The sequence below is a fragment of the Streptomyces sp. NPDC020597 genome (genome assembly GCF_044335095.1).
Taxonomy (GTDB): domain Bacteria; phylum Actinomycetota; class Actinomycetes; order Streptomycetales; family Streptomycetaceae; genus Streptomyces.
In genome coordinates this window covers 1-11,955 of record NZ_JBIRUL010000033.1, presented here as the reverse complement: position 1 = coordinate 11,955, position 11,955 = coordinate 1, and the positions used below count along the sequence as shown (strand labels likewise).

Genomic DNA, 11,955 nt, shown 5'->3' with positions numbered 1-11,955 from the left:
AACGCAAGGGTAAGGAGAGGGAGTTGATATCCGCCAGATCGCGTGGTGTCCCTCGGGCCACGAAAGGGCGCTCACGCGGCGGCGGTACCGGACTCAGGTGCCGTCGGTCACCAGTCCAGTTCGGCGGTGGTCTTCCCCGAGCCGAGGACCTGCACACGGCCGTGGTCGCCGTACACGGCGAGCCGCCAGCGGGCGAAGACCCGCGCGGTGCGGTCGACCCCCGCCTGCTCCCACACGCCGTAGTCGACGTTGACGACGGCCACTCTGCGGTCGGTGCCCGCGGGCACGCGGACATGGACGCCCGTCACGTGGGCTGCGACTGCGGCGTCCTCCTTCGGGAGGCCCGCCCCGAGGTAGGAGCGGAACTCGCGGAGCATCGGGAACCAGCGGTGCGGACCCTCCGTCGGCACCCTCTTGCCGTCTGCCGTCATGTCGCCCGCGAAACGGCCGTCGCCCTGGTCGTCGGACGTGGTGTCCGGGAGCGCGCCCTGGTCGTCGGAGGTCGTGTCCGGCAGGGTGCCCTGGTCGTCGGAGGTCGTGTCCGGGAGTGCGCCCTGGTCGTCGGTCGTGGTGTCGGGGCCGGAGCCCTGGTCGTCGGAGGTGGTGTCGGGGAGGTTCTCCCCGCCGTCGTCGCTCGTCTCGTCCCCCGCGGACGATCCCCCTGCGGACCGGGAGCCCGCCGCATGCGTCCCCGCGCGTTCCGTGCCGCAGGCGGTCAGCGGCAGGCAGCAGCAGGCGAGCAGCGCGGCGATGGCCGCGTACCGAGTCGTCACGATCTTCATCCGATGTCCCCCTTTGCACGGTGAGAGAGGTCCGCACGGCCCGGGGTTGCCTCGACCGGGCCGCGGATCCGCGGTGGGGCCGGTTCCGGTCATCCGGTGGCCCGCCCCGTCCCGGACCGGCCGCGGGCCGCCTGCGGAACACGTACGGTGTCACCTCCTCACCTCCTCACCTCCTCACCTCCTCACCTCCTCACGTCGTCACCTCCTCGCCCGGGAGCCGTTCAGGATGACCCATCGCCGGCTGCGCACCGTCGACCTCGCCCGGCTCGCGGGGCTGTCCACGCAGCAGATCCGCAACTACGAGGAGGTGGGGGTGCTGCCCGAGGCGGAGCGCACCGAGTCCGGATACCGCGTCTTCGGGGCCGCGCACCGGCAGGCGCTGCTGGCGTACCGGGCGCTGGTGAAGGGATACGGGCCGGTGACGGCGGCCCGGATCATGCGGACCGTCCACGAGGGGGACGTCGCGGCGGCGCTCGCCCTCGTCGACGAGGCGCACGCCGAACTGCACCGGGAGCGCACCGCCCTGCGGGCGACCGGAGAGGCCCTGGAGGCGCTGGCCCGGGAGGCCCCCGGTCGCGCGGGAGCGCCCGGACCTGCCGGATCCCCCGGGGCCGTCGCGTCCTCCGGGCTGCGGATCGGGGAGGTGGCCCGACTGCTCGGGGTGCGGACGTCGACGCTGCGCGTGTGGGAGGCGGCCGGGCTGGTCAGTCCGCCGCGCGAGCGCGGGACCCGGTACCGGGTCTACGGTCCCGCGGAGGTGCGGGACGCGCGGATCGTGCACAGCCTGCGCCGCGGTCACCACCTGTTCGCGCAGATCCGGCCCGTGCTGGCGGAGTTGCGCCTGGAGGGCGGCAGCGCGGCGGCGCTGCGGTCCGCGCTCGCGGCGCGCGGTGAGGCGCTGACGGCCCGCAGTCGCGCGATGCTGGCGGGAGCGGGCCGTCTGCACGACTACCTGGACGACGTCCGGTCCGGTCCGGTCACGTAGTGCGGTCACGACACCGGGAGGATCGGGCGTCCGGCGTCCCGCACGAGTGATGCGGCGTTGCCCCCGGCCGTCCGCCGCAGCAGCATGAACGCATGGATCACCTTCTGGATCGGCCCACGGCCCGGACCTGGCTGGCCACCGCCGTCGCCGAGGCCCGCGCCGGTCTCGCCGAGGGCGGCATCCCGGTGGGCGCCGCCCTGTACGGCCCTGACGGCGCGCTCCTCGGCCGCGGCCGCAACCGCCGCGTCCAGGACGGCGACCCCTCCGTGCACGCCGAGACGGCCGCCTTCCGGGCGGCGGGCCGGCAGCGGTCGTACCGCGGCACGACGATGGTCACGACCCTCTCCCCGTGCTGGTACTGCTCGGGTCTGGTCCGCCAGTTCGGCATCTCCCGGGTGGTCGTCGGAGAGGCGACGACCTTCCGGGGCGGCCACGACTGGCTGGCGGAGCACGGTGTGGAGATCGTGCTGCTGGACGACGCCGAGTGCGTCGCGATGATGCGCGACTTCATCGCCCGGAACCCGGCCCTGTGGAACGAGGACATCGGTGAGTGACTTCGTGAGCGATCCCGTGAGTGATTCTGTGCGTGATGCCGCGAGCGATCCCGCCGCCCGGCGGATTCCGCGCATCCCCACCATCGACCTGCGGCCCTGGCTGGACGGCGACCCCGGCACCCGCGCAGCGATCGCCCGCACCGTCGACGAGGCCCTGCAGACCGTCGGCTTCCTGCTGATCACCGGGCACGGCGTCGACCTCTCGCTGCGCGCCCGCCTCCGGGAGGCCGCCCGGGCGTTCTTCACCCTCCCCGCGGAGGCCAAGCAGCCGTACGCCGCGAAGGTGGGCGGACGCGGCTGGCTGGGCCCCGGCGCGGAGGCCAACGGCTACGCGGAGGGCACCGAGACGCCTCCCGACCTGAAGGAGTCCCTGACCTTCGCCACCCATGAGCCCTTCGACGACCCGGTGGTCAACGCCGAGTGGTACGCGCCGAACGTCTGGCCCGCGCAGACCCCGCGGCTGCGGGCGCTGTGCGAGGAGTACCTGGAGCGGATGGCCGGGCTGGAGAAGGAGCTGCTGTCCCTGCTCGGCGAGGCCCTGGGCCTGGAACCGGACTTCTTCTCCCGCCACATGGACCATCCCACCTACGGCTTCAACATCAACTGGTATCCGGGGACGGACGTCGTCGGCGAGCCGCAGCCCGGTCAGTTCCGCATCGGCCCGCACACCGACTTCGGCACCGTCACGATCCTCGACCGGCAGGCCGGCAAGGGCGGTCTCCAGGTCTGGACGGACGACGGCGGCTGGGAGGACGCGCCTTTCGACCCGGCCGCCTTCACCGTCAACGTCGGTGATCTGCTGGCCCGTTGGACCGGCGACCGGTGGCGCTCCGGCCGGCACCGGGTCCTGCCGCCCCCGGCCGACGAGCCCGGCGAGGAGCTGATGTCCCTCGTCTACTTCGGCGAGTGCACACCGGGGACGCTCGTGGAGTCGGTGCCCGCCCCGGTCGGCCGGGTGGCGTACGAACCGGTCGACTCGCACGTCTACCTGCGCGAGAAGCTGGACTCGATCACGGTCGACTGAACTCCGCCCCGTTTCCGGCCGGAAACAGCTGTCCCCTACCGCGACTCCTGTTTCCACCTGCGGAAACAGTCGGTGTTTCCGTTCCGCAACACCCTTGGTCCTCGCCACGCTGGAGCCACTTGTCGAGGCATCCAAGGAGGCTGTCGTGAACCGTACGTTGCTCACCACTCGCTCGGCGCTGATCTTCCTGCTCGCGGTCCTGTGCGGCATCGGCGCGGGCGTCCTGACCGGGTTGACCGGGCTGAGCACCGCACAGGCCGTCCTGACGGGTGCGGCGGGCTTCGGTCTCGCCGTGCCGTTCTTCAACGGTCTGATCGACTGACCCTGGAGGTGGAAGGAGCGCAGGAGGTGGGAATCAATGACGACCAGGGGCACCGAGAGGCGGGACGGTCTGTGGGGGAGCAGGAGTTCGACGACGGGGAGCCGTCCTTCGGCGACGTGGAGCACCTCAAGGGCTTCCAGTCGTTGCGCCCCGACCTTTCGCAGGAGACGCGGGACCTGGTTCTCGCGATGCGCGGCCTTTTCAAGGCGACGCGGCTGAGTCTGCGTGTGTTCGCCGCTCGCCATCATTTCAGCGCGCCCTCGGTCTCCCGCTACCTCAAGGGTGACCGCATTCCCGACAAGCAGTTCCTCGACGTCCTCATGAAGTCGGCCTGCGAGCGGAACGGGTGGGAGGTCACCGCCGATCTGCAGGCACATCTGTATCAGCGGTACCGCGAGGCCCTGATGGCCGATCAGCCCGCCAGGTACCGCGAGCAGATGGCGAGCGACAGGCTGGAGGACGCGGTGCTGAGGCAGGAGGACGCCGAACTGCGCATCCACGACCTCGAAGGGAACCTGTCCCGCCACAGGGAACAGCTGGACGCGCTCAAGTCGCGTATGAAGGAGCTCGAAATCGCCTGTGCGCGTGAGCAGCGGGAGCTCGGGTCGGAGCTGGACCTGTACCGCCGCCAGAAGGCCGATCTCGAGGTCCGCGGCGAGCACCTGCGGGAGAGGATCGCGGAACTGGAGGCGGCGCTTGCCGAAGCGGTCCGGGAACGCGATGCGGCTAGGGCGCGCTGTGGGGAACTGGAGGCGGAGCTCGTCGCCGTCGAGGAGTCGGCGGAACGCGAACGGCTGGAGAGGCGGGTCGTCGAGGAGCGTTTGCGCGCGGCGAATGCGGAGGGCGTCGCGGCAGAGCGTCGCGTGGACCTCGAAGGGGCCCGGCGGGACGCCGAGCGGCTGCGCCTGGAGGCGGAGGCCCAGGCCAGAGAGATCATCGAAGAGGCCACCAACCGGGTGACCAGGATCCGGCCCTCGGTCGTCACGAGGTCGGCGGCACTGCGCCAGCTACGGGACGCGGCGATCGAGGTCGCCGACGTCAGGCTGCCCGCAATGGTCCAGCACATCTCCCCAGCCGACTCGGCCGACGTCGACACCACCGTCAAGTCGATCGGCATCCAGACCAAGGACGAGATCGGGGAGGTCGCCCGGGCGTTCGACCGGCTCCATCTTCGGACGGTTCGCATCGCCGCCGAGCAAGCGTCGCTCCGCGCGGTCTTCGGCAGTATGGCCCGTCGCCAGAAGGCCTTCATCGAAGCGCAGCTGGATGTGGTCTTCCAGCTGCGCCGCCCGGATGCGGACGCCGATCAACTGGAGGGGCTCTTCCGCCTGAACCACTTGGCCACCCGTCTGGGGCGCATCAGCGAGACCCTCCAGCTTCTCGCCGGTGGTGTGTCCGGCCGATACGGGGACCGTGGCGTCCCCCTTGTCGACGTGGTCCGCGCCGCCTCTTTCGAGGTGGAACAGTACGAGCGCTTCGATCTGTCCGGTCTTCCAGGAGTCGAGATCCGCGGCGTCGCCGCGAGCGGCCTTGTCCACCTGCTGGCCGAGTTGCTGGAGAACGCCGCCGCGTTCTCTCCGCCGAACACCGAGGTGCGTGTCACCGGCCACCTGCTGCCGGACGGCCGTGTCCTGCTGGAGATCCATGACCGGGGACTCGGCCTCTCTCCCGAGGACTTCCACGACGTCAACGCGAGGCTGACCGACCTGCGGGCAGCTCCGGACGCCGGGACCTCCCAGCGCATGGGCCTCTTCGTGGTGCGCCGCGTCTGCGAACAGTACGGTTTCCGGGTCCAGCTGCGTCCGTCCGACTGGGGCGGCGTCACCGCCCTGATCATGCTGTCGATCCAGCACGTCGACCGCGACCGCCCGGACACTCACGGCACCGGTGCCTGGAGCCCGCACACCGCGTAGTCGGCGACGGTGCGGCGGTAGCGGGCGTGCCCGGTGTCCCGGGCGTGCCCCCGCTGCCACTCCTCCACGTCGGCGGGCCGCCGCCGGGCTCCGGACCCGGCCGCGCACTCGGTGCACGACGTCTCGTACTCCACCCCATCCGAGGCATTCGGCGCGGGCTCGTACTCCTCCAGCCCCAGCAGCGGTGCGTGGTATCGCCGTTGGTGGCGGCGGAGCAGGACGTCCGCGTCGGTCTCGGCGCTGCCGTCGTGCCGGGCGCGGGCGTCGTCGCGAAGCCCGGCCAGATCGGCGCAGGCCGCACAGTCGCGGACGGGGACGGGGGGCTCCTGCGCATGCTGGGACGAGCGGGAGTTGGCCGCGCGGACGCCCGCGCCGAGGCGTTCGCCGGGGGTGGCCGGACGCAGCGACTCCGGTCGTGTCTCCCACTCCCGGCCGCCGCCGACCGGACGCAGCAGCGCGTAGGGGCCCGCTGTGCCGCGGTACTCGCCGACGTTGCCCGAGGCGGAGTCGTAGACGACCGCTCCGGTTTCGAACTGGTTCTCGGTGCTTTCGGTCATGCTCGTCCGTGCCCTCTCCGTACCGACGTCGTGACTCTGGGTGTGTCGAGCGTCGCGCGAGGGCATGGTGCGTATCAATGCCCGACGCGTGCCAACGGACTCCTGTCACAGAGGGGATGACGACCGTGACCACCAACGCCGCCCTGTTCGGCGAGCTGCTGCGCCACTTCCGCGAGGGGGCCCTGCTGACGCAGGACGGACTGGCGAAGGCGATCCCGTGCGACCGGTCGTTGGTGGCGCGGGTGGAGGCGGGGACACGGGTCCCGCAGGAGCCGTTCGCGAAGAAGTGCGACGAAGTGCTCACCACGGGAGGGGCGTTGGGCCGCCTGTGGGTCCGGGTGGACTGGTATCCACAGGTGGAGCATCCGGACTGGTTCAAGCGCCGGGCGGAGATGGACGCGGAGGCGGTGTCGCTCTGGGAGTACCAAGAACGCGTGATGCCAGGCATGTTGCAGACCCCGGAGTATGCGCACGCTCTGTTCTCACGCGTGACGAGCGGCCGTGAAGTAGAGGAGCGCGTACGGGCTAGGCTGAGTCGACAGCAGCGGTTCCTGGCTGAAGACGGTCCGTTGTACGTCGTCGTACTGGACGAAAGCTGCCTGCGCCACGTCGTGGGGGGTGCGGCGATCATGCGGGACCAGTGCGCGCATCTTTTAGAGGCCGGCCGACGTGCCAATATCCGCGTTCAGGTGGCCCCGGCGGACTTCCCGGAGCTTTTGCGGCCCAATGTGTCGATGTCGCTGATCGAGCTGCCCAATGGTCACCGATGGGTGTACTCGGAGTCGGTGGATCGCGGCCATTTCAACGACGATCCGGCCGTCTTCGCCAGCCATAGCCGCACCTATGATGTGCTCAGGGCGGACGCTCTGTCGGCCCGCGAGTCCGTCGTTCTGATCAGCGACGCGATGGAGGGGTACGGCCACCATGAACAGGTTCGAACTCAGCGCGACGACCTGGATCAAGAGCAGCTACAGCGGCGAGAACGGCGGCAACTGCCTAGAAGTCGCCCCCGGATTCACGTCCGTCGTCCCCGTCCGTGACAGCAAGGTGGCCGACGGTCCGGTGATCGTCGTCGCGCGGAGCGCCTGGGCCGCGTTCGTGGACGCCGTCAGCCTTCCGTAGGCTCCTCGCCCGACTCGCGGCGCTTCAGCTCGTCCTCGCGGCGGCGCAGGTCGGCCTCCCAGTCCTTGAGGAGCTTCTCGTCCTTGTTGTTCTCGTCCTTCAGGGACTTGAGGAACTCGGGGTTGTCGTCCGGCGCGACGAACTCCGTGCGCTGGTTGCGGTGCCACTGCGACGGCGTGGAGCCGCCCGCCGGCGCGTGCCGCGTCTTTCCGGCCACCAGCCAGGCGACCGGGCCCACGAGCACCTCGCCGAAGAGCAGGATGATGATCACCCAGATCACCTTCGGCAGCCCGCGCACCTCCTCCTCGGGGGTGTTCAGGCAGTCGATGAAGGCGTAGATCCACAGTGCCAGGACCAGCAGGAACGGCAGATACCTGAGCATGGTGGCAGGTTCCTTCAACAGAGGGTGGCGGAGCTGGGGCGGCCCCGGTGACGGGGTCAGGGTAGCGGGTGGCCGATACTGGGACACATGGCTTACGACGATCTTCGTTCCCTGCTCAGGGCACTGGAACGCGAAGGCGACCTCAAGCGCGTCAAAGCCGAGGTCGATCCGTATCTGGAGGTCGGGGAGATCGTCGACCGGGTCCAGAAGTCCGGCGGCCCCGCGTTGCTCTTCGAGAACGTGAAGGGGTCGAGCATGCCCCTCGCGATGAACGTGTTCGGCACCGACCGGCGGCTGCTGAAGGCCCTCGGGCTGAAGTCGTACGCGGACATCAGCGACAAGATCGGCGGGCTGCTGCGGCCCGAGCTGCCGCAGGGCTTCGTGGGCGTGCGCGAGGCCTTCGGCAAGCTCGGCGCGATGACGCACGTGCCGCCGAAGAAGGTGAAGACCCAGGATGCACCTGTCCAGGAGGTCGTCCTGTACGGCGACGACGTCGACCTCGACGAGCTGCCGGCCCTCTTCACCTGGCCGCAGGACGGCGGCTCCTTCTTCAACCTGGGCCTGACCCACACCAAGGACCCCGAGAGCGGCATCCGCAACCTCGGCCTGTACCGCCTGCAGCGGCACGACAAGCGCACGATCGGCATGCACTGGCAGATCCACAAGGACAGCCGCAACCACTACCAGGTGGCCGCCCGCAAGGGCGAGAAGCTGCCCGTGGCGATCGCCTTCGGCTGCCCGCCCGCCGTGACGTACGCCTCCACCGCCCCGCTCCCCGGCGACATCGACGAGTACCTCTTCGCCGGCTTCATCGCGGGCAAGCGGATCGAGATGGTCGACTGCAAGACCGTGCCGCTGCAGGTGCCGGCGCAGGCGGAGGTCGTGATCGAGGGCTGGCTGGAGCCGGGCGAGATGCTCCCGGAGGGCCCCTTCGGCGACCACACCGGCTTCTACACGCCGCAGGAGCCGTTCCCCGCCCTGAAGATCGACTGTGTGACGATGCGCAAACGGCCGTTGCTGCAGTCGATCGTGGTGGGCAGGCCGCCGACGGAGGACGGCCCGCTCGGCCGCGCCACGGAGAGGTTCTTCCTCCCCCTCCTCAAGATCATCGTTCCGGACATCGTGGACTACCACCTGCCCGAGGCCGGCGGCTTCCACAACTGCGCGATCGTCTCGATCGACAAGAAGTACCCCAAGCACGCGCAGAAGGTCATGCACGCGGTCTGGGGCGCGCACATGATGTCCCTGACCAAGCTGATCGTGGTCGTCGACGCCGACTGCGACGTCCACGACCTGCACGAGGTCGCCTGGCGGGCGCTCGGCAACACGGACTACGCCCGCGACCTGTCGGTCGTCGAGGGCCCCGTCGACCATCTCGACCACGCGTCCTACCAGCAGTTCTGGGGCGGCAAAGCGGGCATCGACGCGACGCGGAAATGGCCCGAGGAGGGGTACACGCGCGACGGAGGCTGGCCCGAGATGGTCCTCTCCGACCCGGAGACGGCGGCCAAGGTCGACCGCCGCTGGAAGGAGTACGGGCTGTGAGCTCCGCTTCCGCAGCGCTCCCGCAGCAGCCGAGGCGCACGAAGGCCTTCCTGCGCCTGGTGATGATCGAGCACTCCGTGTTCGCGCTGCCCTTCGCGTACATCGCCGCGCTGACGGCGATGTTCGAGCTGGACGGCAACATCCACTGGGGCAGGCTGCTGCTGGTCACCGTCTGCATGGTGGGCCTGCGCACCTTCGCCATGGCCGTCAACCGGATCATCGACCGCGAGATCGACGCCCGCAACCCGCGCACCGCGCAGCGCGAGCTGGTGACGGGCGCGATGTCGGTGAAGCACGCGTGGACCGGCGCGCTGATCGCCGTCGCCGTCTTCCTCGGCTCGGCGGCCATGCTGAACCCGCTCTGCCTGGCCCTCGCCCCCATCGCCGTCGTCCCGATGGTCGTCTACCCCTACGGCAAGCGGTTCACGAACTTCCCGCAGGCCATCCTGGGTCTGGCGCAGGCGATGGGGCCGATCGGCGGCTGGCTGGCGATCACCGGCGAGTGGTCCTGGGACGCGGTCGTCCTCGGTCTCGCCGTCGGCGTCTGGATCGGCGGCTTCGACCTGATCTACGCCTGCCAGGACGTCGAGACCGACCGGGAGACCGGCGTCATGTCCGTCCCGGCCCGCTTCGGCATCCCGGCGGCGATCAAGAGCGCGCGCGTCTGCCACGCCGTGACGACCGCGCTGCTCGTCTGGTACGCGCTGGCCACCGGTGCCGGCGCGTTCTTCTGGCTGGGGCTGCTGATCGTCGCGGGCGCGTTCGTGTACGAGCACTCGATCGTGAAGCCGCACGACCTGTCCCGGCTGAACAGGGCGTTCTTCTCGACGAACGGGTTCATCGGCATCAGCCTGTTCGTCTGTGCGCTCGCCGACCTGATGGTGCGCGGGCTCACGGTGTAGTCCAGTCCTGAAGACCTTTCCGCCCACCGGTACGCTCAAGGTGTGAACGCAGGAGAAACGCAGCGCGTGCCTTGGATCGTGGGGGTGTCCGGGGCGTCCGGTACGCCCTATGCCGCCGCTGTGCTGCGTGCGCTGCTCGCCGCGGGCGAGAGCGTGGATCTGGTGGTCAGCCGGGCCTCGCGACTCACCCTGCTCGACGAGACCGGGATCTCCTTCCGGGACGCGCACTGGCGGGACGACCTGCGGGAATGGCTCGCGCGCGGGGCCGACGGGAAGCCGGGCGCGTTCGACGCGGACGTCAGCGGCGACCGGGTGCGGCACTGGAGCGCGGGGGATCTCGCCGCCGGCCCCTCCTCCGGGTCGTATCCCGTCAAGGGGATGCTGATCGTCCCCGCCTCGACGGCGTGCGTCGCCGGGGTCGCCCTCGGACTGTCGAAGGACCTTCTCCAGCGGGCCGCGAGCGTCACGCTCAAGGAGCGGCGGCCGCTCGTCGTCGCCGTGCGCGAGACCCCGCTGAACGGGCAGACACTGCGCCATCTGGTCGCGCTGGACGACGCCGGCGCGAGCGTCGTGCCCGCCTCGCCCGCGTTCTACGCGGGGGCCACCCACATCCAGGACCTGGTCGACTTCGTCGCCGGGCGCGTACTCGACGCGGCGGGGGTCGCGCACGGGCTCTACCGCCGGTGGGACGGCGATCTGGGCGGCGCGGCCGGAACCCGGGCCTCATGAGGGCCGTCTGAGCAAGTCGCAGTACCTCTCATCTCTTCAGGAATCTTGATCGGAAGGCTTCGATTCGCATGGACGCGGTGGACAGGCAGCTCATCCAGGCCCTCCGGGAGAACGGCCGGGCCTCGTACGCGGAGCTGGGACGCCTCGTCGGCCTGTCGGGACCCAGTGTCACCGACCGCATCAACCGGCTGGAGGCGGCCGGCGTCATCACCGGCTACCGCGCCACCGTGAACTCCGCCCAGCTGGGCCTCGGCGTCATCGCCCTCATCGGCATCTCGCTGTCCGACGCCGCCGACCACGAGGACGTGGCGGCCCGGCTCAAGGACCTGAGCGAGATCGAGGACTGCTGGTTCATCGCCGGCGACGACTCGTTCATGCTCAAGGTGCGGGCCACGGACGTCGACGGTCTGGAGAAGATCATCCGCCGGCTCAGCGGGACCAAGGGCGTGTCCCGCACCCGTACCACCATCGTGCTCTCCACGAAGTGGGAGAACCGCGTCGGGGAGCTGCCCGAAGAGGTGTAGGGGCGAAGACGTACGGTGGGTCGGGTCGGCAGGAAGCCGGGCCGGCGGGGTAGTCGGGCCGGCAGGGAACCGGCGGGAAGTCGTCGGTAGGTCGTCGGTAGGTCGTCGGTGAAAGGTGTGGGCATGGACGTCGGGCTCAAGCGCGAGCTGGAGGAGAAGGTCAGGGCCGGTGAGCGGCTGACCCGCGAGGACGGCGTCGCCCTGTACGAGTCGGACGACCTGGCGTGGCTGGGCGGGCTCGCGCACGAGGTGCGCACCCGCAAGAACGGCGACGTGGTGCACTTCAACGTCAACCGCCACCTCAACATGACCAACGTGTGCACGGCGTCGTGCGCCTACTGCTCCTTCCAGCGCAAGCCGGGGGAGAAGGACGCGTACACGATGCGCATCGAGGAGGCGGTGAAGCTCGCCAAGGCGATGGAGGGCGAGAACCTCACCGAGCTGCACATCGTCAACGGCCTGCACCCGAACCTGCCGTGGCGCTACTACCCGCGCTCGCTGCGCGAGTTGAAGGCGGCCCTGCCGAACGTCTCGCTCAAGGCGTTCACGGCGACGGAGATCCACCACTTCGAGACGATCTCCGGGCTGTCGGCGTCGGAGATCCTGGACGAGCT

The 11,955-nt window shown here is 70.2% G+C and carries 14 protein-coding genes and 1 pseudogene; 12 read left to right on the top strand and 3 right to left on the bottom strand.

Annotated features, from left to right (window positions below):
• Positions 1–107 precede the first annotated feature (107 nt).
• A complete protein-coding gene (locus ACH4ZA_RS34680) occupies positions 108–782 on the bottom strand; it encodes a hypothetical protein (RefSeq protein WP_398433210.1) in 675 nt (224 codons plus the stop codon).
• Between the two features lie 226 nt (positions 783–1,008).
• Between ACH4ZA_RS34680 and ACH4ZA_RS34675 the strand changes: the two genes are divergently transcribed.
• From ACH4ZA_RS34675 to ACH4ZA_RS34655, 5 genes are all read left to right on the top strand, one after another.
• Positions 1,009–1,767, top strand: a complete 759-nt coding sequence (locus ACH4ZA_RS34675; protein WP_398433209.1) for a MerR family DNA-binding transcriptional regulator — start codon at positions 1,009–1,011, stop codon at positions 1,765–1,767.
• Positions 1,768–1,859: 92 nt separating this feature from the next.
• A complete protein-coding gene (locus ACH4ZA_RS34670) occupies positions 1,860–2,321 on the top strand; it encodes a nucleoside deaminase (RefSeq protein WP_398433208.1) in 462 nt (153 codons plus the stop codon).
• A 16-nt stretch (positions 2,322–2,337) separates the two neighbouring features.
• A complete protein-coding gene (locus ACH4ZA_RS34665; protein ID WP_319280274.1) occupies positions 2,338–3,345 on the top strand; it encodes a 2-oxoglutarate and iron-dependent oxygenase domain-containing protein in 1,008 nt (335 codons plus the stop codon).
• Positions 3,346–3,490: 145 nt separating this feature from the next.
• Complete coding sequence (locus tag ACH4ZA_RS34660; RefSeq protein ID WP_319280272.1) at positions 3,491–3,667, top strand: hypothetical protein; 177 nt, start codon at positions 3,491–3,493, stop codon at positions 3,665–3,667.
• Positions 3,668–3,693: 26 nt separating this feature from the next.
• Complete coding sequence (locus tag ACH4ZA_RS34655) at positions 3,694–5,580, top strand: ATP-binding protein (RefSeq protein ID WP_398433206.1); 1,887 nt, start codon at positions 3,694–3,696, stop codon at positions 5,578–5,580.
• Here ACH4ZA_RS34655 and ACH4ZA_RS34650 read toward each other — a convergent pair.
• On the bottom strand, positions 5,544–6,137 hold the full coding sequence (locus ACH4ZA_RS34650; protein ID WP_398433205.1) for a hypothetical protein: 594 nt from the start codon (positions 6,135–6,137) through the stop codon (positions 5,544–5,546). The genes ACH4ZA_RS34655 and ACH4ZA_RS34650 overlap by 37 nt on opposite strands.
• A 116-nt stretch (positions 6,138–6,253) precedes the next feature.
• Here ACH4ZA_RS34650 and ACH4ZA_RS34645 point away from each other — a divergent pair, with 116 nt between their 5' ends.
• Positions 6,254–7,177, top strand: coding sequence for a Scr1 family TA system antitoxin-like transcriptional regulator (locus ACH4ZA_RS34645; RefSeq protein WP_398433204.1), 924 nt, complete (start codon positions 6,254–6,256; stop codon positions 7,175–7,177).
• A pseudogene (locus tag ACH4ZA_RS34640) lies at positions 7,149–7,259 on the top strand (DUF397 domain-containing protein); the annotation flags it as partial. The gene ACH4ZA_RS34645 and the pseudogene ACH4ZA_RS34640, both read left to right, overlap by 29 nt.
• On the opposite strand, the gene ACH4ZA_RS34635 reads toward ACH4ZA_RS34640, so the two are convergent.
• A complete protein-coding gene (locus ACH4ZA_RS34635) occupies positions 7,246–7,641 on the bottom strand; it encodes a PLD nuclease N-terminal domain-containing protein (protein WP_398433203.1) in 396 nt (131 codons plus the stop codon). The pseudogene ACH4ZA_RS34640 and the gene ACH4ZA_RS34635 overlap by 14 nt on opposite strands.
• 87 nt (positions 7,642–7,728) lie before the next feature.
• Between ACH4ZA_RS34635 and ACH4ZA_RS34630 the strand changes: the two genes are divergently transcribed.
• The 5 genes from ACH4ZA_RS34630 to ACH4ZA_RS34610 form a co-directional block, all read left to right on the top strand.
• Positions 7,729–9,186 carry a menaquinone biosynthesis decarboxylase gene (locus tag ACH4ZA_RS34630; RefSeq protein WP_398433202.1) on the top strand — a complete coding sequence of 486 codons (1,458 nt, stop codon included), beginning with the start codon at positions 7,729–7,731 and terminating at the stop codon, positions 9,184–9,186.
• A complete protein-coding gene (gene mqnP, locus ACH4ZA_RS34625) occupies positions 9,183–10,088 on the top strand; it encodes a menaquinone biosynthesis prenyltransferase MqnP (RefSeq protein WP_398433200.1) in 906 nt (301 codons plus the stop codon). Before ACH4ZA_RS34630 ends, mqnP begins: the two co-directional genes overlap by 4 nt.
• A 66-nt stretch (positions 10,089–10,154) precedes the next feature.
• Positions 10,155–10,817 (top strand): UbiX family flavin prenyltransferase, encoded by a 663-nt coding sequence (locus tag ACH4ZA_RS34620; protein ID WP_319280341.1) that lies wholly within the window; start codon positions 10,155–10,157, stop codon positions 10,815–10,817.
• A 68-nt stretch (positions 10,818–10,885) separates the two neighbouring features.
• Positions 10,886–11,341, top strand: a complete 456-nt coding sequence (locus ACH4ZA_RS34615; protein ID WP_307045217.1) for an Lrp/AsnC family transcriptional regulator — start codon at positions 10,886–10,888, stop codon at positions 11,339–11,341.
• Between the two features lie 123 nt (positions 11,342–11,464).
• On the top strand, positions 11,465–11,955 hold a 491-nt coding region (locus ACH4ZA_RS34610), incomplete at its 3' end, for a radical SAM protein (protein WP_398433199.1).